At 75.7% G+C, this 22,189-nt stretch carries 20 protein-coding genes; 16 read left to right on the top strand and 4 right to left on the bottom strand.

The window, feature by feature from the left end:
• Position 1 precedes the first annotated feature (1 nt).
• From ligD to IU369_RS10705, 3 genes are read left to right on the top strand one after another with little or no spacing between them, the layout of a single operon-like run.
• Positions 2-2,341 (top strand): DNA ligase D, encoded by a 2,340-nt coding sequence (ligD, locus tag IU369_RS10715; protein ID WP_246551493.1) that lies wholly within the window; start codon positions 2-4, stop codon positions 2,339-2,341.
• Positions 2,338-2,892, top strand: a complete 555-nt coding sequence (locus IU369_RS10710) for a hypothetical protein (RefSeq protein ID WP_217920970.1) — start codon at positions 2,338-2,340, stop codon at positions 2,890-2,892. Before ligD ends, IU369_RS10710 begins: the two co-directional genes overlap by 4 nt.
• A gap of 32 nt (positions 2,893-2,924) precedes the next feature.
• On the top strand, positions 2,925-3,740 hold the full coding sequence (locus tag IU369_RS10705) for a MurR/RpiR family transcriptional regulator (RefSeq protein WP_217920969.1): 816 nt from the start codon (positions 2,925-2,927) through the stop codon (positions 3,738-3,740).
• 22 nt (positions 3,741-3,762) lie between these two features.
• Here the strand turns inward: IU369_RS10705 and IU369_RS10700 are convergent, their stop codons facing one another.
• Positions 3,763-5,514: a helix-turn-helix domain-containing protein gene (locus IU369_RS10700; protein WP_217920968.1), complete on the bottom strand. Its 1,752-nt coding sequence runs from the start codon at positions 5,512-5,514 to the stop codon at positions 3,763-3,765.
• Positions 5,515-5,649: 135 nt separating this feature from the next.
• On the opposite strand from IU369_RS10700, the gene pdxS reads away from it, so the two are divergent.
• The 3 genes from pdxS to IU369_RS10685 are packed head-to-tail and all read left to right on the top strand — an operon-like array spanning position 5,650 to position 7,926.
• Entirely contained in the window at positions 5,650-6,546 is an 897-nt protein-coding gene (pdxS, locus tag IU369_RS10695) for a pyridoxal 5'-phosphate synthase lyase subunit PdxS (protein WP_281426177.1), read from the top strand.
• Positions 6,543-7,193, top strand: a complete 651-nt coding sequence (gene pdxT, locus IU369_RS10690) for a pyridoxal 5'-phosphate synthase glutaminase subunit PdxT (RefSeq protein ID WP_217920967.1) — start codon at positions 6,543-6,545, stop codon at positions 7,191-7,193. Before pdxS ends, pdxT begins: the two co-directional genes overlap by 4 nt.
• Positions 7,177-7,926, top strand: a complete 750-nt coding sequence (locus tag IU369_RS10685) for a YebC/PmpR family DNA-binding transcriptional regulator (RefSeq protein ID WP_217920966.1) — start codon at positions 7,177-7,179, stop codon at positions 7,924-7,926. Before pdxT ends, IU369_RS10685 begins: the two co-directional genes overlap by 17 nt.
• Before the next feature lie 86 nt (positions 7,927-8,012).
• On the opposite strand, the gene IU369_RS10680 is transcribed toward IU369_RS10685, so the two are convergent.
• Entirely contained in the window at positions 8,013-8,606 is a 594-nt protein-coding gene (locus IU369_RS10680; protein ID WP_217920965.1) for a hypothetical protein, read from the bottom strand.
• A gap of 236 nt (positions 8,607-8,842) precedes the next feature.
• Between IU369_RS10680 and IU369_RS10675 the strand changes: the two genes are divergently transcribed.
• Genes IU369_RS10675 through IU369_RS10655 form a run of 5 tightly spaced genes read left to right on the top strand, consistent with a single transcriptional unit; the run spans position 8,843 to position 13,405 of the window.
• Entirely contained in the window at positions 8,843-9,340 is a 498-nt protein-coding gene (locus tag IU369_RS10675) for a crossover junction endodeoxyribonuclease RuvC (RefSeq protein WP_217920964.1), read from the top strand.
• 10 nt (positions 9,341-9,350) lie between these two features.
• Positions 9,351-9,935: a Holliday junction branch migration protein RuvA gene (gene ruvA, locus IU369_RS10670; protein ID WP_217920963.1), complete on the top strand. Its 585-nt coding sequence runs from the start codon at positions 9,351-9,353 to the stop codon at positions 9,933-9,935.
• A complete protein-coding gene (gene ruvB, locus IU369_RS10665; protein WP_246551240.1) occupies positions 9,932-11,008 on the top strand; it encodes a Holliday junction branch migration DNA helicase RuvB in 1,077 nt (358 codons plus the stop codon). Before ruvA ends, ruvB begins: the two co-directional genes overlap by 4 nt.
• A gap of 59 nt (positions 11,009-11,067) precedes the next feature.
• Positions 11,068-12,975 (top strand): NHL repeat-containing protein, encoded by a 1,908-nt coding sequence (locus tag IU369_RS10660; RefSeq protein ID WP_217920962.1) that lies wholly within the window; start codon positions 11,068-11,070, stop codon positions 12,973-12,975.
• Positions 12,976-12,997: 22 nt separating this feature from the next.
• Complete coding sequence (locus IU369_RS10655) at positions 12,998-13,405, top strand: CBS domain-containing protein (RefSeq protein ID WP_217920961.1); 408 nt, start codon at positions 12,998-13,000, stop codon at positions 13,403-13,405.
• Here the strand turns inward: IU369_RS10655 and IU369_RS10650 are convergent.
• Entirely contained in the window at positions 13,402-14,673 is a 1,272-nt protein-coding gene (locus tag IU369_RS10650; RefSeq protein ID WP_217920960.1) for a glycosyltransferase family 4 protein, read from the bottom strand. The genes IU369_RS10655 and IU369_RS10650 overlap by 4 nt on opposite strands.
• An 11-nt stretch (positions 14,674-14,684) precedes the next feature.
• Positions 14,685-15,440, bottom strand: a complete 756-nt coding sequence (locus IU369_RS10645; protein WP_217920959.1) for a phosphatase PAP2 family protein — start codon at positions 15,438-15,440, stop codon at positions 14,685-14,687.
• Between the two features lie 143 nt (positions 15,441-15,583).
• Here IU369_RS10645 and yajC point away from each other — a divergent pair, with 143 nt between their 5' ends.
• The 5 genes from yajC (at position 15,584) to IU369_RS10620 (ending at position 22,151) form a co-directional block, all read left to right on the top strand.
• Positions 15,584-15,886: a preprotein translocase subunit YajC gene (gene yajC / locus IU369_RS10640; protein WP_217920958.1), complete on the top strand. Its 303-nt coding sequence runs from the start codon at positions 15,584-15,586 to the stop codon at positions 15,884-15,886.
• A gap of 18 nt (positions 15,887-15,904) precedes the next feature.
• A complete protein-coding gene (gene secD, locus IU369_RS10635; protein ID WP_217920957.1) occupies positions 15,905-18,826 on the top strand; it encodes a protein translocase subunit SecD in 2,922 nt (973 codons plus the stop codon).
• Positions 18,823-19,167 (top strand): phasin family protein, encoded by a 345-nt coding sequence (locus IU369_RS10630; RefSeq protein ID WP_217920956.1) that lies wholly within the window; start codon positions 18,823-18,825, stop codon positions 19,165-19,167. Before secD ends, IU369_RS10630 begins: the two co-directional genes overlap by 4 nt.
• 109 nt (positions 19,168-19,276) lie before the next feature.
• Positions 19,277-20,266, top strand: a complete 990-nt coding sequence (locus tag IU369_RS10625; protein WP_217920955.1) for a hypothetical protein — start codon at positions 19,277-19,279, stop codon at positions 20,264-20,266.
• A gap of 124 nt (positions 20,267-20,390) precedes the next feature.
• Positions 20,391-22,151, top strand: coding sequence for a hypothetical protein (locus IU369_RS10620; RefSeq protein WP_217920954.1), 1,761 nt, complete (start codon positions 20,391-20,393; stop codon positions 22,149-22,151).
• The last annotated feature ends 38 nt before the right edge of the window (positions 22,152-22,189 follow it).

Raw genomic sequence — 22,189 nt, 5'->3', positions numbered from 1 at the left:
CCTGCGCGAGTACCGGGACCGCCGCGACTTCGGCGCGACCCCCGAGCCGGCGCCCGCGGCGCGCGGCGACGCCCCGGGCGACGCCCCCCGGTTCGTCGTGCAGCGTCACGACGCCCGCGCCCTCCACTTCGACCTGCGCCTCGAGGTCGACGGCGTCCTCGCGTCGTGGGCCGTGCCGAAGGGGCCGCCGCTGCGCGAGGGCGTGAAGCGCCTCGCCGTGCGCACCGAGGACCACCCGCTCGAGTACCTCGACTTCGCCGCCGTCATCCCCGAGGGCCAGTACGGCGCGGGGCGCATGACGGTGTGGGACCACGGCACCTGGACGGAGGAGCTGCGGACCGACGACGAGTGGAAGGTCGTGCTCGACGGCGGCATCCTGCGCGGCCACTACCACCTGGTGCGCACCGGCCGGCGCGGCGGCAAGGACGAGTGGCTGGTCTTCCGCTCGGCGAAGGGGCCGCCGGGGCCGTACGACCCGGTTCCGCGGTTCCGCGCGATGCGCCCCATGCTCGCCGGGATCCGGGACGAGCCGTTCGACGACCCGGCGTGGGCGTTCGAGCTGAAGTGGGACGGCTACCGCGCGCTCGCGCTCGTCACGTCCGACGGCACCGAGCTGCGCAGCCGCACCGGCCGCGACCTGAGCGCCTCCTACCCCGGGCTCACCGACCTGCGGCGGCGCCTCCTGTGCCAGGAGGCCGTGCTCGACGGCGAGATCGTGGTGCTCGGCCCGGGCGGCGCGCCCGACTTCAACGCCCTGCAGAACGGCCGGGGCCCGTTCACGTTCGTCGCGTTCGACCTCCTGCACCTGGAGGGCCGCTGGATCGAGGACCTGCCGTGGACCGCGCGGCGGGAGCTCCTGGCGGGGGTCGTCGCCCCCGAGGCGCCGCCGGTGCTGGTGGTGAGCGACCACGTCGAGGGGCAGGGCACCGGCCTCTTCGCCCTCGCGGCCGAGCAGGGGCTGGAGGGCGTGATCGCCAAGCGCATGGACGCGCCCTACCGGCCCGGCCGCCGCGTCCCCGAGTGGCTGAAGGTGAAGGCGCGCCGGGAGATGACCGCGGTCATCGGCGGCTTCACGGAGGGCGGCGGGTCGCGCCGCGGGCGCGTCGGGGCGCTGCTCGTCGGCGAGCGGGACGCCGACGGCGGACTGACGTACCTGTCCCACGTCGGGTCGGGGTTCTCCGACGCCCTCGCGCGCTCCCTCTGGGACCGCCTCCGCGCGATCGAGGTCGACGCGTCGCCGTTCGCGAACGCGGTCCCGGCGGCCCCGGCGCGCCCCCGGTGGGTGCGGCCCGAGCTGCGCTGCGAGGTCGTCTTCAGCGAGCGGACCCCCGACAACCGCCTCCGCGCACCGGTCTTCCACGGCCTCGCCGATCCCGAGGAGGACCCCGTGCCCGACGTCCCCGACGGCCCCTTCGGCGGCGCCCGCGGCGACCACGCGGTCCAGGAGGGCGACCGCCGCGTGCTGCTCACCAACCTCGACAAGGTCTTCTGGCCGCGCGAGGGGATCACGAAGGGCCACCTGATCGACCACTACCTGCGGACCGCCCCGGTGCTCGTGCCGCACCTCGCCGGCCGCCCGATGATCCTGAAGCGCTACCCCGACGGGATCGACGGGGACTTCTTCTTCCAGCACACCGTCAACGACGGGCCCGACTGGCTGACGCGGGCCGACCTCTCGCGCAGCGGGCGCCCCGACGAGAAGACGAGCCGGTACGTGATCGTGGACGACGCCATGGCCCTGCTGTGGCTCGTGAACCTCGGCTGCATCGACCTCAACCCGTGGCAGAGCCTCGCGGCGGCCCCCGACGAGCCGACCCACGTGCTGTTCGATCTCGACCCCGCCGACGGCCTGTCGTTCGACCGCGTCGTCGAGGCGGCGCTGCTGGTGCGCGACGCGCTGGAGGGCCTCGGCCTGCGCGGCTACCCGCGCACCTCCGGCGCGACGGGGATGCACATCCTCGTCCCGGTCGAGCCCGGCCACACGTTCGACACGGTGAGGCTGTTCGCCCGCGTCGTCTGCGAGGGCATCGTCCGCGCCCGCCCCGACCTGGCCACGACGGTCACGTCGGTCCGCGACCGCGGCCCGCGGGTGTACCTCGACCACAACCAGAACGGCCGGGGCCGCAGCATCAGCAGCGTCTACTCGGTGCGCCCGCGGCCGGGCGCCCCCGTCGCGACCCCCCTGCGGTGGGACGAGGTGCTGCCCGGCCTCAGCCCGCGCGACTTCACGATGGGCGTGGTCGCCCGGCGGATCGAGCGGGAGGGCGACCTCGCGGCGGGCCTGCGCGACGACCGCCAGTCGCTCGACGCGGCCGTGGCGGCGCTGGCGGGGGACGCGTGACGGGGGTCCGCCGCCGGGCGGTCCTCGCGTGCTGCGCGGCCCTGCTCGCCCTCCACGGGTGCGGCGACGACGGGCCGCCGCCCCCGCCGGAGCACCCCCCGCCGGCCCGGCCGGGCTCGGCCTACTTCGTCGGGACGGGCGAGGACGGGGTGGGGGCGACCCTCGACCTGGAGGGACAGGACCCTGTGACCGAGGCGGTCGACGCGGCCCTGCGCGCCCGCGACGGCGCGGTGGGCGAGGGACCGGTCGTCGGCGTCGCCTCCGTCGTCAACGAGGGCCCGGGCGTCGTCCCGGCGCCGACCTTCATCGCCCAGTTCGAGGGCGGCGGCGCCCTCGCCCTCGAGGACGCCCGCGCCGTCGTCGCCGAGTCCGGCGGCCCGGCGGCGCGGCGGGCCCTCCGCCTGCTCGGCCGCCCGTCCGTGCTGGTGCCCGCCGGCGGGGCGGACACGATCTACGTGGTGCTGCGCGGGGCCGCCCCCGGGGAGGTCGACGCGGTGCGGATGGTGGTCGGCCCCGGGCGGATCGTGATGCTGCAGGCACGACCCCGGTAGGGGACCGGGGCCCGACGGCGAAAGGATGCCGCGTGCCCCCCGACGTCCACGCCCTCGCCGAGCGCCTCAAGCGCGACTACGAGCGCTTCAGCCCCGCCCAGCAGTCCCTCGCCCGGTACCTCGCCGACCACCTGGCCGACGTGCCGCTCCTGTCGGCCCACGAGGTGGCCCGCGCGTCGCACTGCAGCCCCGCGACCGTCGTGCGCTTCGCCCAGGCCCTCGGGTACGCCGGCTACCCGGAGATGCAGCGCATCGTGCGGCGCGCCCAGCGCCCCGGCCTGCCGCCCCGCCCGGGCGACCGCCAGCTCGGCCTGCCGTTCTCGGCGGAGGGCCTCGACGCGGCGATGGCCGCGGAGCGCCTCGCCCTGGACGACGCCGCGGAGCGCCTGACCTCCTCCGGCCTCGGCTCGATCGTCGCGGCACTCGGCCCGCGCGCCCCGCTGATCATCGCCGGGGAGGGCCACGCCCGCTCGATCGTCACGCTCATCGAGGAGCGCCTCGCCCGGGCCGGCCGCCCGGTCTCCGCGGTCACCTCGCTCGACCCCGCCGCCCGCGCCTGGCTCGACGCCCTCGGGCCCGAGGGCGCGGTCCTCGCCATCGCGATCGGCCGCGAGAGCCGGGTCGCGCAGGCCGCCGTGTCCGCGGCGCGCGCCGCCGGGGTCCCGGCCGCCGCGCTCGTCGACTCGAGCCTCAGCCCCCTCGCCCGCTCGCCCCTCGCGCGGGTCGTGCCCGCCGACACCCGCGACGGCTCGCCGACGCTGGTGGCGATGGTCGCCGTCGCGCAGGCGCTCGCCGGCGCCCTCGCGCCCTCCCGCGCCCGCGCCGACCTGGCGGCCGTCGGGGCCTGAGCCCCGCGGCGCCCCCCGGGCGTCAGGGGTCCGCGCGGGGCGCCCGGACGGGCGGCTCGCCCTCCAGCACCGAGACGGCCGGGCCGGGCGAGCCCGCCGCCACGACCCGGGCGCGCAGCGCCAGCGCGAGCGCGAGGCGGGTGTCGGGGTCGTCCAGGCGGCGCCTGACGAGCGTCTCGATGCGGCGCATCCGGTAGAGCAGGGTGTTGACGTGGACGCCGAGCCGCCGCGCGGTCGCCCGCATGTTCCAGCCCTCGCGGACGAGGGCGTCGAGGGACTCCAGCAGCGGGGCCGCCCCTCCGCGCCCCGCCTCGTCGTGCCGCACGAGCGGGCCGATCCAGTCCTCCACGAAGCCGTCGATCGGCTCGGGGTCGTCGATCGCGAGGAGCAGCCGCTCGATGCCGAGGCGCCGGTACGACGCGACGACGCCCCGCTCCCCGAGGCGCCGGGCGACCCGAAGCGCCTGGCGCGCCTGGAGCGACAGGCGGTGCAGGGCGGCGGGGCCCCCCGCCTCGCCGCTCAGCCCGCACGAGACGGAACCGCCGGGGGCGAGCGCCGCCGCGACGGCCCGCGCCCCGCCGGCGAGCACCTCGGCGGCGTCGCCGTCGACGAGGCCGGAGACGATCAGCGCGATCCCGCCGAGCCGCTCCACCACGATCGCGTCGGCGTCGCGCGCCATCGCCAGCCCCGACAGCTCCCGCGCGGCGCGGACCCGTGCGGCGGGGGCCGTGAGGGCGTGGCCGGAGCGGGCGTCGTCGCCCTCGATGGCGATGACCCACGCGGGGCCCTGCAGCCGGTGGCCGAGCCGCGCCGCCCGCTCGGCGAGCCGGTCGGCGTCGTCGGGCGCCAGGCCCGCCGACAGGAGCTCGTCGATCAGATCGCCGCTCGCGCGGTGGCGGGCCTCGTCCGCCGCCCGCTCCCGCACGAGCTCCAGGGCCAGCACCGTCGCCCCGTGCTCCAGCGCCTGGCGGCGCCCGATGTCCCCGGGTCGTCGCGACGGCCCCACCGCGAGCCAGCCGAGCGTCTCCCGCCCGGCGCTGAGGGTCGCGACCTCCAGCCCGCCCTCCGCGCCGCCGCCGGGCAGGCGGCCGGGGAGGCCGGTGCCGCTCGTCGCGACGGGGACGCCGTCGAGGTCGTAGACGGCGACCGCGGCGCCCGTCAGGCCCGCGATCTCGTCGCAGACGGCCCGCAGGCCGGCGCCCGCGAGGACGAGGCCGCTGAGGCGGCGGTGGACCTCCTCCGACCGCCCGAGGTCGGCGACGCGTCGCTCGAGGCGCTCCTGCAGCTCCACGCGGGCGAGGACCCCCGCGACCTGCGCCGCGATCGCCGTCAGGAACGCGACGTCGCCCTCGGAGAAGATCCGGGTGCGGTCCGTCTGGACGTTGAGGACGCCCACCAGGCGGTCGCCGGCGAGGATCGGGACGGAGCACATCGACACGAAGCGGGCCTGGTCGACGCCGTCGAGCCAGCGGAAGCGCGGCTCGCGCCGGACGTCGGCCACCACCACGGGGCGGCGGTCCGCGGCGGCGGCGCCGGTGACGCCCTCGCCCAGGGCGAGGCGGACGCGCCCGACGCCCTCGTGCGACAGGCCGTTCGTCGCCGTCAGCACCAGCAGGCCGTCGTCGGGGTCCAGCAGGTAGACGGAGCAGACGTCCGTCTCGAGGGCCTCCGCGGTCTCGGAGATGACGAGCCGCACGAGCTCGCCCATGCTGGACGCGGACGCCGCCGTCAGCGCGAGGCGCTGCAGGAAGGCGATCTCGGGATCACGTGCCATCTATGAGGACGGTAGGGACACGCGGGGGGCTCCTCTTCGGCCACGCGGCCAAAGCGGCGCGGCGGCGGGGACGGGTGACCGGTGGCCCGTCCGATAGACTTTCCGGCCGGGCCCAACGACGGATGAGGGGATCGCGTGGCAGACGCAAACGGTCGCACCGGGACGACGCGCGTCAAGACCGGACTCGCCCAGATGCTCAAGGGCGGGGTCATCATGGACGTGACGACCCCGGAGCAGGCGCGCATCGCCGAGGACGCGGGGGCCTGCGCCGTCATGGCGCTCGAGCGCATCCCCGCCGACATCCGCGTGGACGGCGGCGTGGCCCGCATGAGCGACCCCGAGATGATCGCCGGGATCCAGGAGGCCGTCTCCATCCCGGTCATGGCGAAGTGCCGCATCGGCCACTTCGTCGAGGCCCAGGTGCTGCAGGCGCTCGACGTGGACTTCATCGACGAGTCCGAGGTCCTCACCCCGGCCGACGAGGCCCACCACATCGACAAGCACTCCTTCACCATCCCCTTCGTGTGCGGTGCCACCGACCTCGGCGAGGCGCTCCGGCGCATCTCCGAGGGTGCCGCCATGATCCGGAGCAAGGGCGAGGCCGGCACCGGCAACGTCGTCGAGGCCGTCCGCCACATGCGGTCGATCCGCGGCGGCATCGCCCGCCTGGCGGGTCTCCCGCCCGAGGAGCTGCACGCCGCCGCGAAGGACCTGCGCGCACCCTACGACCTGGTGGCCCGGGTCGCCGCCGACGGGGCCCTCCCCGTCGTGCTGTTCTGCGCGGGCGGCATCGCCACCCCCGCGGACGCGGCCCTCATGCTGCAGCTCGGCGCCGAGGGGGTCTTCGTCGGCTCCGGCATCTACAAGAGCGCCGACCCGGCGAGCCGGGCGCGCGCGATCGTCGAGGCCGCGACGCACTACCGCGACCCCGAGGTGCTGGCGCGCGTGTCGCGCGGCCTGAAGGAGGCGATGCCGGGCATCGAGATGTCCGCGCTCGCCCAGGGCGACCTGCTCCAGGGCCGGGGGTGGTGAGCGAGGCCGCCGCGACGGGGTTCGGGCGCCCCCGGGTCGGGGTCCTCTCGGTGCAGGGCGCGTTCGCGGAGCACGCGGACGTCCTATCCCGCGTGGGCGCGGAGCCGGTGGACGTGCGGTCCCCCGGGGACCTCGACGACGTCGACGCGATCGTCCTGCCGGGCGGGGAGAGCACCACGCTCGGCCTCGTCGCCGAGGGGTCGGGCCTGCTCGACGTCCTCCGGACGCGCCTCGCCGACGGCCTCCCGGCCCTCGGCACCTGCGCCGGCATGATCGTGCTGGCGCGGGCGACCACCGGCGGCGCGCAGCCGCTCGTCGGCGGCATGGACATCGTCGTGCGCCGCAACGCCTTCGGGCGGCAGCGGAGCTCGTTCGAGACGACCCTCGACGTCCTGGCGATGGGGGAGGGCCCGGTCGACGCCGTGTTCATCCGCGCGCCGTGGATCGAGGAGGCGGGCCCGGGCGTCGAGGTGCTCGCGACCTGCGCCGGTCACGCGGTGGCCGCACGGCAGGGCGATCTGTTGGTCACGGCGTTCCACCCCGAGCTCTCGGGGGAGCACCGGTTCCACGAGTGGCTGGTGACCCGGGCGCGCGCGCGCCGCGAGGGCGCCACAGAGAGGAGGCAGGAGCATGTCCGGGCACAGTAAGTGGGCGACGATCAAGCGCAAGAAGGGCGCGGCGGACGCCAAGAGGGGGCAGCTCTTCTCCAAGCTCTCGCGGGCCATCATCGTGGCCGCGAAGGAGGGCGGGGGCGACCCCGACGCGAACGCCGCGCTCGCGAACGCCATCCAGAAGGCGCGCGACAACTCGATGCCGAAGGACAACATCGAGCGCGCGATCCAGCGGGGCGCCGGCGCCGGTGAGGGAGACTCGTACGAGTCGATGCTCTACGAGGGCTACGCGGCGGGCGGCGTGGCCGTCATCTGCACCATCCTCACCGACAACCGCAACCGCACCGCCAGCGACCTGCGCTTCATCTTCACGAAGAACGGCGGCTCCCTGGGCACCCCGGGCAGCGTCGCGTGGCAGTTCGACCGCAAGGGCCTGATCGTGGTCGAGCGCGAGGGCGTCGACGAGGACGCCCTGATGGAGGCGGCGCTCGAGGGCGGCGCGGAGGACGTGTCCGACGACGGCGGCACCTGGCACATCACGACCGACCCGTCCGACTTCATGGCCGTGCGCGGGGCGCTCGAGGAGGCCGGCATCGCCTTCGCGACCGCCGAGCTGACCATGGTCCCGAAGACGACGGTGGCGCCGACCGAGAACGAGGCGCGCCAGATCCTGCGGATGGTCGACCAGCTCGAGGACAACGACGACGTCCAGGACGTCTACGCGAACTTCGACATCTCCGACGAGGTGCTGGAGGCCGTCGCCGGCTGACGCCGGGCGCCGGGACCATTTCGGGCCCGGCGCCGGAGCGCCGTGCCGGCCGGCGGGCACCGGTCCCGCGGGGCGGGCCGCTGCCGTCAGGGGATGAGCACGGAGAAGCCCGTGTCGGCGGGGGCGAAGCCCCCCGCCCCGAAGTTGTGCGTGAAGACGACCCAGCCGCTCGCACGGGGGCAGTCGGGGAGCCCGGAGGCGCCGTTCGAGATCTGGGCGATGTTGTAGAGCCCCGCGCTGTCGGGGAGGTCGGGTGTGACCACCGGGGCGGTCGTCAGCGGGTCGATGCCGGAGGCCGCGGTCACGGTCAGGCAGTAGGCCCCGGTGCCGGGTGAGAGCTTGGTGACGGCGATGTTCCTCGACTGGGCGCTCAGCACCGTTCCCGTGGACGCGACGAAGCCGTACGCGCGCACGGACCCGGGGGGTCCTGCCGGTCCCACGGGCCCGGCGGGCCCGGCCACGACGGGGGCGGGACGGCCCGCCGGACCCCGGGCGCCCTTGAGCGCCCGGCGAGCCTTGGGCGAGAGATCGGCGAGCGTGATGGAGCCATCCTTGATCTGCGCGGAGCCGATCCGGGCGGGGCCGGAGTCGCCCGCGCCGTGGACGGAGGCGGCGACGACCGCGGCGAGCACGATCGCCCCGAGGATCGTCGCGGGATGGAGCAGGCGGGCACGGTTCATGGCCTTTCCTCCACTGAGATGTCAGGGAATGCGACGATAAGCCCGCTCTCGCGCGGCCGTCATCGTCCTGGCCCGCTCCGTCTCGATCTCCGGGACGCCGCCACGCCGCGGCGTGACGAGGCCCGTCCGCACCACCCGCTGCCGGCACAGCCGTCCGAGGCGCCCGGTTGACTGCGGGCATGCCGGGACCCCCCGCCGCGCAGGAGCCCCGGCGCCCGCCCCGAACCCCCTGGACCGTGACGACCACGATCCTCGGCGTCGATCCCGGCCTCGCGTCCACCGGCTACGCCCTCGTCGGCGGCCCCCCGTCGCGTCCCCGCCCGATCGCCGTCGGCACCGTGACGACGTCGCCGCGCACCGCCCACGCGGAGCGCCTCATGGCGATCCACACGGCGATCGCCGACCTCGTCGCCGGTCACGAGGTCGAGGCCTGCGCCATCGAGTCGTGGTTCATCCACCCGATGAGCCGCTCCGCCATGGCCATGGCGGAGGCGCGCGGGGCGATCATCGTCGCCCTGGCCCTCGCCGGCGTCGAGGTGGTCGAGTACTCGCCGAACACCATCAAGCAGTCGGTCACCGGGTCGGGGAGCGCCGACAAGGCGCAGGTGCGGTCGATGGTGACGCGCCTCACCGGCGCGCGGCCCGGGACCGACCACGCGGCCGACGCCCTCGCCGCCGCGATCTGCCACATGAGCTCCGCCCCGCTGCGGGGGGCCATCCGCCGGGCGCGCTAGTTTCCTCGGGATGATCCGCTCCATCAGGGGGCGCGTGCTGGCGCACGAGTCCGACGGCCCCGTGATCGAGGTCGGCGGGGTCGGTCTGCTGGTGCGCGTCTCGGCGACGACCGCCGGCGCCCTGCCCGCCGCCGGGGGCGAGGCCGCGTTGTCGACCGTCCTCGTCGTCCGCGAGGAGTCGCTCGACCTGTACGGCTTCGCGAACCCCGCGGAGCGCACCCTGTTCGAGGCGTTCACGTCGGTCAGCGGCGTCGGGCCGCGGCTCGCGCTCGCCCTGTGCGGGGTCGGCACCGCCGACGAGCTGCACCTGGCGGTCGCGCGGGGCGACAGCGCCCGCCTGCAGACGGCCTCGGGCGTCGGCAAGCGCACCGCGGAGCGCATCGTGCTGGAGCTGCGCGACCGGCTCGGCTCGCTCGACGGCGGGGCCGTCACCACGCCCGGCTCGGCCGCCGACGCCCACATCGCCGCACGCGACGGGCTCGTCGCCCTCGGCTTCCGGCCCGAGGAGGCCGACGCCGCCCTCACCGACGCCCCGGACGCGCTCGACGCCGAGGGCCTCGTGCGGCACGGCCTCGCCCGCCTGAGGCGCCGGTGAGCGACGAGGAGCACGGCGCCTGGGGCACCGACCCGGCCGACCTCCCCGCACCCGAGGAGCGCCTCCAGACGGGCGCGCCGATCGGCGCGGAGGACGAGCTCGACCGGTCGCTGCGGCCGAAGCGGCTCGACGACTTCATCGGCCAGGACGGCGTGAAGGCCCAGCTCGCGATCTTCCTCGAGGCCGCGAAGCAGCGCTCCGAGGCCCTCGACCACGTCCTCCTCGCCGGTCCGCCGGGGCTCGGCAAGACCTCGCTCGCCGGCATCGTCGCCGGCGAGCTCGGCGTCGGATTCCACGTGACCAGCGGCCCGGTGCTGGAGCGCAAGGGCGACCTCGCCGCGGTCCTCACGGCGCTCGAGCCGCACGACGTGCTGTTCATCGACGAGATCCACCGCCTCAACCGTTCCATCGAGGAGGTCCTCTACCCGGCGATGGAGGACTTCCAGCTCGACGTGGTCCTCGGGCAGGGCCCGTCGGCCCGCACGCTGCGCCTCGACCTCCCCACGTTCACCCTGATCGGGGCGACGACCCGGACCGGTCTGCTGACGACGCCGCTGCGGGCCCGGTTCGGGGTCTTCCACCGCCTCGACTACTACGCCCCCGCCGACCTGGCGCGCATCGTGCGGCGCTCCGCCCGCCTGCTGGACGTCGAGATCGACGACGACGGCGCCGGCGCGCTGGCCGCCCGCTCCCGCGGGACGCCGCGCATCGCCAACCGGCTGCTGCGCCGCGTCCGCGACGTCGCGCAGGTGCGGGGACGCCCCCGCGTCGACCGCGCCGTCGCCGAGGAGGCCCTGGAGCTGCTGGAGGTCGACGCCCTCGGCCTGGAGGAGCTCGACCGGCAGATCCTCCGCCGCCTGGCCGAGACGTTCGAGGGCCGGCCCGTCGGGCTCGGCACGCTCGCCGACAGCGTCGGCGAGGCCGCCGACACCATCGAGGACGTCTACGAGCCCTTCCTGCTGCAGGAGGGGCTGCTGAAGCGCACGCCCCGCGGGCGCGTCGCGACGGCCCGCGCCTACCGGCACCTCGGCCTCGCGCCGCCCGCCGAGGTGGGGCAGCCCGGGCTCTTCTAGGGGCGCGCCCACGCGGGCGTCGCCATTGACAGGGCGCGCGGACGGGCGTCGAATGACGCATGGTCCGAAGGTGGCGGGCATGGCTCGTCGTGGCGGCGCTGCTGGCGGCGGCCGCCCCCGCCCCGGCGGCCGCGTTCGGCTTCATCACCGCCTGGGGCGGTCCGGGCGCCGGGCCGGGCCGGTTCGGCGAGGCGTCCGACGTCGCCGTCGGCGGCGACTTCGACGTCTACGTCGCGGACCGGTTCAACGACCGCATCCAGGTGTTCTCGCCGCTCGGCGCCGTCCGGCGGGTGTGGGGGACGCCGGAGTCGTTCGGCGTCGACGTCGCCGGCGACGCGGTCGTCCTCTCGGAGTTCGGCGGCGACGGCGTGAGCCGCTACGCCACCGGGGGCGCCTTCCAGACCCGCTGGGGCACCCTCGGCGGCCCCGCCGACCCGCAGCCGCGGTACCGCGAGCCCTGGGGCATCGACGTGGGCGGCGACGGCCTCGTCTACGTCGCCGACTCGATCAACGGCCGGATCGTCGTCACCACCCGCGACGGCGCCTTCGTCCGGTCGATGGGCGACGGCCTCCTCTCGTCACCCTTCGGCGTGGCCGCCGACCCCGCGGGTGGCGGCTCGGCATGGGTCGCCGACACGGGCAACGACCGGATCGTGCGCGTGGACCCGGGCGGCACGTTCAACGTCATGGGGGGCCCCGGCTCCGGCGACGGGCAGTTCGCGACGCCCTGGGACGTGGCGTTCGACCCCTCCGGCGACCTCTGGGTCAGCGACCGGGGCAACAACCGGATCCAGCGGATCACCCGCGGCGGGACCTTCCTCGCGAAGTTCGGGAGCCTCGGGGGCGGGCCGGGGCAGCTCAGCTCACCCCAGGGGCTCGGCGTCGACGCGGCCGGCAACGTCTACGTCGCCGACGTGGGCAACACCCGCGTGGTGCGCTTCGGTGACCGGGCCGCCCTCAGCGCGACCGTCGCGGCGTCGCGCGGCGCGATGACGGCGGGGGAGGAGGTCGCGTTCACCGTGCGGGTGGCGAACGCCGGCCCCGACCCGGCACGCCTCGTCGGGGCGCGCCTGACACTCCCCGGCTCCGCGGTCGCCGTGTCGGCCGTCGCCACCCAGGGCGGGTGCCCCGGTGCCGCGCCGACGTCCTGCGCCCTCGGGACGATCCCGGCCGGCGGGGCCGCCGCCGCCGTGTTCACCGTCCGGGCGACGGGGGCGGGGACCCTCCCGGTGGCGGGGACCGCCACCAGCCCGACCTTCGACGCCGACGTCACCGACGACGCCGCCACGGCCGCCGTGACGGTCGCCGCCGCGCCCGTCGCGGCGGTCGCGGCCCCCGCGCTGGGCCTGTCGGCGCCGCGCGTCACGGCGACCTGGAGGCGCAGTCGCGTGAGCGGGCGGGTCCGCGTCGCCGTCGCGACGCCCCGCGCGGCCCGGATCCGCCTCGACCTGCTCGCCGGGGCGGCGGCCCGCACCCGCCTGGCCGGGCGCACGGCGCGGCTGCCGCGCGCCGGGCGCTTCACCGTCGTGCTCGCCCTGCCGCCGGGCACCGCGCCCGGGCGGCACACGCTGCGGGTCCGCGAGATCGGCGTCCCGCCGGCCGACCGGCTGGCGCCGGCGTCCCTGCGCGTGCGCCTGCCCGCCCCGCCCGAGGGCGTCGTGGCGCGGGCCTTCGTCAGCCGCGGCGTCGGCGGGCGGGGCGTCGCGCGAATCCGCGGACGGGCCCCGAACTTCCTGTTCGCGAACTTTCGCTTCTCGGCCACCCCGCGCGACGCGCGGAGGCTGCGGGTCGCCTGGTCGTGGAGCGGACGCGACGGGGTCGTCGCCCGCAGCCGGGTGCGACCCGTGCGCGGCCTCGCGGTCAGCCCGCTGCGCAGCCGCACCGGGGGCCTGCCTCCCGGCCGCTACCGGGCGGTCCTGTCGTACGGGCGCACCGTGGTGGCGGTGGCGGCGGTCCGCCTGGGCTGAGCCCGTCGGGTATGGTCGCCCCATGCAGGGAACCGTCAGGGACGTGATGGCCGACGTGAAGGTCCGGCTCTCTCCGGAGGCGACGCTGCGGTCCGCCGCGGTGGACCTCGCCGCGGCCCGCACGGGCCTCGGGATCGTCGAGGCGGAGGGCGGCGGCGTGATCACCGAGCGCGACGTGCTGCGGGCGATCGCGGCCGGCGACGACCTCGACGTGGCGCGGGTCGCCGACCACATGACGCCCCGCCCCGTGTCCGTCCCCCCGGGGACCCCGCTGGCCGAGGCCTGCGACCTGATGATCTCCCGCGGCGTCCGCCACCTGCTGGTCGCCGACGGCGACGCGCTCGTCGGCGTGCTGAACATGCGCGACGTGGTGGGCGTGCTGTCCGGCGCCGCGACCTTCGGCGCCGTCCCGCCCGCCCGGGAGGGCTAGCCCCGGTCCCCGGCGCGGTCGGCGTCGCGGGGGTGCCCCGCGCGCAGGGCGCGGGGGATGTTGCGCATCAGCTCCACCGGGTTGCGCCGCAGGTTGTAGCGCAGGCCCATCGGCGGGCTGGCGAGCGCGCGGCCGCCCTCGGCGAGGACCTCCCGGTACAGCGCCTCCACCTCCGCCGTGACCCGCGGCCACGAGTAGCGGTCGACCACGATCCGTCGGCCCGCCTCGCCCCACTCCCGGCGCCGCTCCGCGTCGTCGAGCAACTCGCCGATGCCGTCGGCGAGGTCGCGGGGGTCGCGAGGGCGCACGAACCGCCCGGGGACGCCGTCGCGGATCACCTGGCGGAACCCCACGTTGTCGGCGCAGACGACGGGGGTGCCGCTCGCCATCGCCTCCAGCAGGACGACGCCGAACGACGCCAGGACGCACGGCGACGCGAACACCGTCGCCTCGCGGTAGAGGCGGGGGCGCTCCTTGTCGAGCAGGCCGAGCCACTCGATGCGGTCCCAGATGCCGAGGGCCTTCGCCTGGTGGTGGTACTTCCGCCGCAGGGGGCCGTCGCCGACGACCTGCACCGTGAAGTCGCGGCCCTCGTCGGCCAGCAGCCGCGTCGCCTCCAGCAGGGTGTCGAGGCCGTTGCGGGGGTCGAAGCGCCCCATGAACAGGATGCGCGGCGGGCCGGGCGGGCGGGTCTCGCCGGGGCCGAGGGGCCGGTAGAGCTCCGTGTCGACGCCGTTCGGGACGATGTCGAACCGCGCGTCGCCGAAGTAGGGGCGGAGCGCGTCGACGCAGACGTCGGACACCGCGATCAGCCGGTCGGTCCGGGCCATCGTGCTCCGGACGTACGCGAAGAACCACCGGTACCCCCAGTGGCCGTCCTCGAAGTAGGTGTGGAACGTGCCGACGTTCACCGGCGCCGTCGAGGTGCGCAGCGCCCACAGGCAGACCATGGGGGAGGCGAGGCCCTGGGCGTGGACGACGTCCATGCCGCGCAGGGCGCGGGCGACGCGCGCCTTCACCCCGATGCCGACGCTGACCCGGGCGATCGACCCGTTCGACACCACCGGCATCGACGTGCCGATCCGGATCGTCCGGTACCCGTGCACCGTCCGGTTCTCGGCGTCGATCGCCCGGGCCCGCACGCGGCTGCCGCGCGGGGCGTTGCTCGTGACGACGGTGACCTCGTGACCCCGGGCGGCGAGCTCGCGGCTCAGGTTGTGGACGTGCTCCGGCACGCCCCCGAGCACCGGGTAGGCGTACTCGGTCACCATGGCGATCCTCACGGGCGGCGCGCCCAGGGGCGGGGGAGGTCGCCGCCGAGGCGGTCCGCGACGAGCAGCCCGAGCAGCACCGTCGCCGCGCCGCCGACGCCGTCGAGCCACCAGTGGTTCGCCGTCGCCATCACCACGAAGAGCATCCCGGCCGGCCAGAGGAAGGCCAGCCACCGCCACGGCGACGGGCGGAGCATCCAGAACAACGCGAGCGCGAAGAGGAACGTGTAGCCGACGTGCATCGACGGCATCGCGGCGAACTCGTTGCGGAACGGCTGGAACCACGACAGCGCGCCGCCGAGCTCCAGGCTCTCCTTCGTCGGGTCGGCGAGGCCGAGGTCCGTCAGCCGCGGCGGGGCGAGGGGGTACACCCAGTACCCGAGCACCGCGATCGCGTGGGAGATCCAGAACCAGTTGCGGAACATCGGGTACTGGTCGCGGCGCCGGAACCAGACCCAGACGAACATGATCACGAACCCGGTCGTGTGCCCCAGCGTGTACAGCCACGTCGTCGTCCACTCGAGCGCGCCGATCGACTGGACCCACTCGTGGAGGTCCACCTCGATGAACAGGCCGAGGGAGCGCTCGATGTCGACGATCTGCTCCGCATGCACCAGCGGGCGGGAGATGTCGTCGACGCCGACGAGGTCGCGGAGGAACTCGTAGACCACGGTCAGCGCGAGGAAGAGGAGCACCTCGGCGCCGATGGGCCACCGGGCCGACCATGCGCGCGCGAGTGGCGAGGGGCGGGCGGCGACCGTCACGGCGGCTCAAGCTAGCAGGTGACCGCGCCGATCCCGGGGCGACCTTTCCGTCCCTGGAGTGACCGTGCCCTTTGCTATCGTCGCCCGCGCCGGACGCGCGTCACCGGCCGCCGACCGCCGCCTCCAGAAGGTGCTCCGAGCCCATGGCTCTCCTCCTCCCGATCTACATCCTGATCTTCATCGGGCTCATCTACGTGTTCGGCGTGCGCCCGCAGAAGCGGCGCCGTGCGGAGCTCGACCGGATCATGTCCTCCCTCGCCCCGGGCGACGAGGTCGTGACCGTCTCGGGGATCTACGGCACGGTCACGGAGGTCGAGGACGGTGAGACGATCCTGCTCGAGGTCGCCGAGGACACCGACATCCGGATCGCCAAGGCCGCCATCGCGCGCGTCATCACCGGGAGCGAGGCCGAGGAGGCCCCTGCACCCGGCGATGTCGTCGCCTAGGCCGGGAGCCGACCGCCCATGAGGCGCCCGCTCCTGCTGCTGCTGCTCGTGCTCGGCCTCGTGGCCGGGTCGCTCGTGGCGATCGCGTTCAAGCCCGCCGTCCTCGGCCTCGACCTGCAGGGCGGCGTCGAGGTCGTGCTGCAGGGCCAGCCGACCGACGAGAGCCAGGTCACCCCCGAGGCGATCGAGCGCTCCGTCGAGATCATCCGGAGCCGCGTCGACTCGTTCGGCGTCGCCGAGCCCGAGATCCAGACCCAGGGCGACGACCAGATCGTGGTGTCGCTGCCGGGCGCCGAGAACCCCGACCAGGTCGTCCGCGACCTGATCCAGCCGGCGCAGCTCGTCTTCATCAACTTCGAGCGCAACGTGCTCGACGAGGGCGGCACGACCGACCTGCTCGAGGCGGTGCGGCTGGCCCAGCGCTCCACGCCCGAGGGCAACCGCGGCCTGCCGACGTTCTACGCCTTCGACGCCGACGGCAAGCCGGTGCCGAACGTGGGCCCGGCGACGGACCGCGCGACGCTCCTGGAGAGCTTCCCCGGCAACGAGCTGCCCGCCGGCTACAGCATCGAGCGCGTCCCGCGAGGGTTCTTCATCGCCTTCGACGAGCAGCCGACGCTCGCGACGCGCCCCGAGGCCGGCACCACCCGCACGTACTACGTCTTCCAGAACCAGCCCGGCCTGACCGGTCGCGACGTCACCGAGGCGAGCACGACCATCCAGACGGGCGCGCTCGGGTCCCGCGAGCGGGTCGTCACCCTGCAGTTCACCGACGACGGCCGCCAGAAGTTCGCGGACATCACGCGCCAGCTCGCCCAGGACGGCGCCCTCAAGAACGAGCTGCAGCGCTTCGCGATCATCCTCGACGGCCGGATCGTCTCGAACCCCACGATCGACTACGAACGGCTCCCGACCGGCATCGACGGCCGCAACGGCGCCGTCATCGAGGGCGAGTTCAGCCAGGACGAGGCCGAGACCCTCGCCAAGCAGATCAACTCCGGCGCCCTGCCGATCCAGCTCGACGTGGTCAGCCAGAAGCAGGTCGGCGCCACGCTGGGCAAGGAGTCGCTCCGCGAGGGCCTGATCGCCGGCATCGCGGGCCTCGTGCTCGTGATCCTGTTCCTGATCGTCTACTACCGGTTCCTCGGGATCATCGCCGCGGCCGGCCTGCTGGTCTACGCGATCCTGGCGTACGCGGTCGTCGTGCTCGTGCCGATCACGCTGACCCTCCCGGGCATCGCCGGCATCATCCTCACGATCGGCGTGGCGTCCGACGCCAACATCGTCATCTTCGAACGCGTGAGAGAGGAGGCGAGGGGCGGCAAGACGCCCCGCGCCGCCATCCTCGCCGGTTACCGCAAGGGCATCTCGGCGATCATCGACGCGAACGTCGTCACCTTCGCGACGGCCGTCATCCTGTTCCTGTTCTCGACCTCGGGCGTGAAGGGCTTCGCCTTCACCCTCGGCATCGGCGTGGTGCTGTCGCTGTTCACCGCCGTCGTCGCGACCCGGGCGGCGTTCAACGCCCTCGCCGAGACGCGGTTCCTCCGCGACGACCGCTACATGGCGCTCAACCAGCGCGAGCCGCGGTGGACGTTCGACATCGTCGGCAAGTGGAAGCTGTGGATGGCGATCTCGTTCATCCCGATCGCGATCGGTTCCGTGTGGATCGGCGTCAACGGCCTGAACCTCGGCCTCGACTTCGAGAGCGGCACCCGCATCACCACCTCGTTCGACCGTCAGCCCACCGAGGGCGACGTCCGGCAGCTGTTCGAGGACCTCGGGTACGGCAACGCGAAGATCCAGACCACGAGCGAGACGGTCGACGGCCGGGAGGTCCTCGGCTTCCAGATGCAGACCGAGACGCTGACGCAGCCCCAGCAGACGGAGCTGCGCCGCGCCCTCGACGCCGAGTTCGGCATCAACGAGGAGACGCTCCAGATCGAGGTGGTCGGCGCCACCTTCGGCGAGCAGATCATCCGGAACGCGATCTGGGCGATCCTGCTCAGCTTCGCCGTGATCATCATCTACCTGTCGATCCGGTTCGAGTACAAGCTCGCCCTGCCGGCGCTCCTGTCGGTCATCCACGACGTGTGGCTGTCGATCGCGATCTACTCGGTCACCGGGCGGGAGGTCACGAGCGCGACCGTGGCCGCGTTGCTGACGATCCTCGGGTACTCGTTGTACGACGTGGTGATCGTCTTCGACCGCATCCGCGAGAACGTGCCGATCCTGCGCAAGTCGACGTACCGCGAGGTCGTCAACACCTCGGTCCACGAGGTGCTGAACCGGACGATCATCACCCAGATCACGACGCTGGTCCCGATCCTCGCCCTGCTGTTCTTCGGGGGTGAGACCCTCAAGGACTTCGCGTTCGCCCTGCTCGTCGGCATCCTCGCCGGTGGCCTGTCGTCGATCGCCATCGCCGCGCCGCTCGCCGCGCTCTGGAAGGAGCGCGAGCCCGAGCAGAAGCGCCGTTCGGTGAAGGCCGAGCGCCGCGCCGCGGTGATCGCGGGCGACGCCGACGTGGTGGACCTCGAGGCCATGGCGCGCGCCGAGGCCGCCCTCGACGCGGAGCTGCGCCTGGAGGAGGGCCGCGACGACGAGCCCGACGAGGACGAGTACGACGAGGAGCCCGCCCCGGAGGACGAGGTGCGCGAGCTCCCCGCGTCGACCGGCGACGGCGCCGACGCGGGCCTCGCGCCCGACGGCACCGGCGACGACGGCGCGGAGCCCGCACCGGCCGCCGCGGCGCCCCCCAACGGGGCCCCCGGCGCCGCCGCGGGCGACGGCGCCGGCGCGGACGACGGCGCCGGCGACACCGATCGGACCACGCCGCCCGGCGACGGGACCCCCGCGGCCACACCCGGCCGCCGTCCCCGGACCGACCCCGACCGCGTGCGGCGCCACCGCAACGTGCAGAAGAGGAAGAGGCGATGACCAGCGTGCGCGACGGGATCGAGCAGGCGGTGCTGTTGTCGATCGGGGCGGCGTCGCTGACCCGTGAGCGCGCCGAGGCCGCCGTGGCCGAACTGGTCCGCAAGGGCCAGGTCGGCGGTGACGAGGGCGCCGCCATCGTGGAGCGGCTGCTCGCCCGCGTGCGGGGCGAGGGGTCGCCCGGCGAGGGCCTCGTCGGACGGCTCGAGGGTGGGGTGCAGGGGGTGCTGCGCGAGTTCGGCGTCGTCACCCGCGCCGAGCTCGAGGACGTCCAGCTGCGGCTGATGGAGCTGGAGCACCGCATCGGCCTGCTCGAGCGCCCCGCGGGGACCCCGCCCGCCTGACGGCCTCCGCGCGCGGCTAAAGCTCCGCCGCGCCGTCCCGATACCCACTGCGAGGGCCCCCATCCCGGGGGCCGTCGAGTGCCCACGCGTCGGGCGGAACGGAGACCCCTTGCGCACCCGTCTGGTCATCCCCGCGGCCCTGCTGGTCGCCGCCGCGTACATGAAGGGACGCCGGGACGAGGGGGGGCGGCCCTTCAGCCCGCCCGCCTGCGAGCTGTCCGACGAGATCCGCCTGCGTGCCGAGGCCGAGGCCGCCGACGCGATGGAGATCCTCGGCGAGCGCGCCCCCGCGACGCCGGTACGCACCCCCGGCGACCTCGCCGGCGTCGTGCGCGCCCTCGTGCCGGTGGAGCCCGTCCCGCCCGTCGACCCGGTGACGCCCGCCGGCGTCGTCGCGCGCGCCGAGGCCGAGGTGGCCGCCGTCGCGAGCCCGCCCGCGCCGCGCGGCACCGAGGTGTTCGACCCCTGGGTGGTCCCCGAGTTCCCCCTCGCGGCGCGTGCGCGACGGCCGCGGCCCCCGGCCCCCGTCGTCGTGGTCCCCGCCGCGGCGCCGGCGCCCGTCCCCGCGGCGCCCGTCGCCGACGTCGCCCCGGCAGCGGAGCCCGTCGCGGTCCCCGCCGGACCCGACCTGGCGACCGTCGCCGAGTGGAGCGCCCTCCCGGCGCCGTCCGCGCCGCGCCCCGCGCCGGCGCCCGCGGTCCCGGTGGAGGCGCCCGCCGCCGAGGTCGCCGTCGAGACGCTCAGCGAGTGGGCGACCCACGTGGTCGCCGGGACGCTCGCCGGCGTCCCCGCCGACGCCCCCGCCGGCGTCGAGGTGCTCATCGACGAGTCCGGTCGCTTCTCGCTCGGCGGCTGGGCGGCCCAGGCCGGCCACATGGCGCTGTGCGGGGTGACGTTCCGCGACCGCCGCGCCGCCCCCGTCGACGCCGCCGCGATCCGCCTGGTGCCGGACGGCACCGTGAACGTCGCGGAGGGCGGGCTCGTCGTGCTCGGCGACGCCGGGTTCGCGCCGGACGTCGAGGGCTTCACGCTGCTCGTCGCGGCCGCGGGTCCCGGCGCGTTCGCCGCGACCGGCCGCTACGAGGTCGTCGGGGGGTGACGCCCGGTCCGCGGTCGCTCAACCATCCGGCGCCGCGGCCGATGACAGGAGGGGGCCGCCGTTCCACGCGCGGCCCGGACGCCCGGACGCGGCATGCCGCCGCACATCGAGGAGGACGCGGGACGTGACCATGAACAACCTCGCCATCATCGGTGGAGTCGTTCTGCTCCTGCTCTTGCTGGTCAAGATGCAGCGCGACAAGAAGGCCGGCGGCGCGAAGGGCGCGCCGAAGGCGAAGGGCGAGAAGCGGGAGAAGCGCGGCCGTCGCCGCGGCCGCAAGGGCGCGCCGCCGGCGCCGCCCGAGCCGATGCCGCTGGCCGCCGCGGCCGGTGGCGCCGCCGCCGTCCCCGACGACGACAACTGGCCCCTCGGCCCCCTGGCGACCGCCCCGGACGGCGACGACGCCGCCGCCGACGAGCCCGCGCCCGCCGAGTGGCCGCCCGCCGACGAGGCGCCGGCCGCGTGGCCGCCCGCCGAGGAGGAGGCGCCCGCCGAGTGGCCGCCCGCGGCCGGTCCCGAGGACCACCCGATCATGGCCCCCACCGCGTACGCCGACGACGCGCCGGCCGGCGATGTCGACGACGAGGACGCGCCCGCCTGGCCCGACGACGAGCTCGTGACCGCCCCCGGGTGGCCGATGCCGGGCGAGGTCGACATGGCGTGGAGCCCGCCCGCCCAGGCGACGCCCGTCGGCGCCTGGTCGGAGGAGGCCGCCACGACCGCGCCCTCGCCGGGCCTGGAGTGGAAGGCCGAGGAGCCCACGGACTCCGGTGAGATCCCGCAGTGGACCCCCCCGGCGTCGCCCGACGCGATGCCGACGTGGGAGCCGCCCGCGGCGGCCCCCGTCGCCGACGCCCCGGTGTGGTCCCCGGCGCACGAGGTCGCGGACGAGGCCGGCGCGACGGGTGAGATCCCCTCGCTCGCCGAGGCCGACGTGACCTTCGGCGACCCCGCGGTGGACGAGGTCATCCCCGAGATCAGCTTCGGCGCGGAGGCGGCGGGGTACGACGCCCCCGCGGCCGAGGAGCCCGCTCCCCACGACGAGCCGGTGGCCGACGAGGAGCCCGCCCCGTACGAGGAGCCGGTGGCCGACGAGGAGCCCGCCCCGTACGAGGAGCCGGTGGCCTACGAGGAGCCCGCCCCGTACCAGGAGCCGGTGGCCTACGAGGAGCCCGCCCCGTACCAGGAGCCGGTGGCCTACGAGGAGCCCGCCCCGTACCAGGAGCCGGTGGCCTACGACGAGCCGGTGGCCTACGAGGAGCCGGTCGCCGACGAGGAGCCGGTGGCCTACGAGGAGCCGGTGGCCTACGAGGAGCCCGCCCCGTACCAGGAGCCGGTGGCCTACGACGAGCCGGTGGCCTACGACGAGCCGGTGGCCTTCGAGGAGCCCGCGCCCTACGTGGAGCCGGTGGCCTACGAGGAGCCGGTGGCCTACGAGGAGCCGGTCGCCTACGAGGAGCCGGTGGCCTACGTGGAGCCGGTCGCCGTCGTCGAGGCCGTCCCGGTCGCCGCCCCCACCGCGTGGTGGGACGACGAGCCCGAGGCCGCGGAGCACGCGCCGGAGGCCCCGGCCGACGACCCGTCCCGCACGGGCCGGTTCGCCCTCGGCGGCCTGGCGCTGCAGCCCGGCCAGCAGGCGCTGAGCGGCGTCTCGTTCCGCGCCGCGCTCGACGAGGCCCCCGTGGCCTGGAGCGTCGGACCGGAGCCCGGCGCCGGCCGCGGCACCATCGAGCTGGCGCTCGACGGGGCCATCAACTGCGCCCCCGGCGACCTCGAGGTCGTGATGGACCCCGGGTTCGCCCCGACGCCCGAGGGCTTCACCGTGCGGGTCGCGGCGTCCGCCGCCGGGCCCTTCGCGGCGAGCGGCACCTTCCGGGTCCGCTGACCCCCCGGCCGGAGCCCGCCCCCGCGGCGGGCTCCGGC

The organism is Miltoncostaea oceani (assembly GCF_018141545.1).
GTDB lineage: Bacteria > Actinomycetota > Thermoleophilia > Miltoncostaeales > Miltoncostaeaceae > Miltoncostaea > Miltoncostaea oceani.
Note: the sequence above shows the minus strand (reverse complement) of the source record. Positions and strands in the feature narration are given on the sequence as shown.

Coding starts and splice junctions, on each gene's coding strand:
- IU369_RS10660 (WP_217920962.1), top strand. CDS start 11,068: ATGGTCCGAAGGTGGCGGGCATGGCTCGTCGTGGCGGCGCTGCTGGCG.
- yajC (WP_217920958.1), top strand. CDS start 15,584: ATGGCTCTCCTCCTCCCGATCTACATCCTGATCTTCATCGGGCTCATC.
- IU369_RS10700 (WP_217920968.1), bottom strand. CDS start 5,514: ATGGCACGTGATCCCGAGATCGCCTTCCTGCAGCGCCTCGCGCTGACG.
- IU369_RS10680 (WP_217920965.1), bottom strand. CDS start 8,606: ATGAACCGTGCCCGCCTGCTCCATCCCGCGACGATCCTCGGGGCGATC.
- IU369_RS10685 (WP_217920966.1), top strand. CDS start 7,177: ATGTCCGGGCACAGTAAGTGGGCGACGATCAAGCGCAAGAAGGGCGCG.
- ruvA (WP_217920963.1), top strand. CDS start 9,351: ATGATCCGCTCCATCAGGGGGCGCGTGCTGGCGCACGAGTCCGACGGC.
- IU369_RS10655 (WP_217920961.1), top strand. CDS start 12,998: ATGCAGGGAACCGTCAGGGACGTGATGGCCGACGTGAAGGTCCGGCTC.
- secD (WP_217920957.1), top strand. CDS start 15,905: ATGAGGCGCCCGCTCCTGCTGCTGCTGCTCGTGCTCGGCCTCGTGGCC.
- IU369_RS10630 (WP_217920956.1), top strand. CDS start 18,823: ATGACCAGCGTGCGCGACGGGATCGAGCAGGCGGTGCTGTTGTCGATC.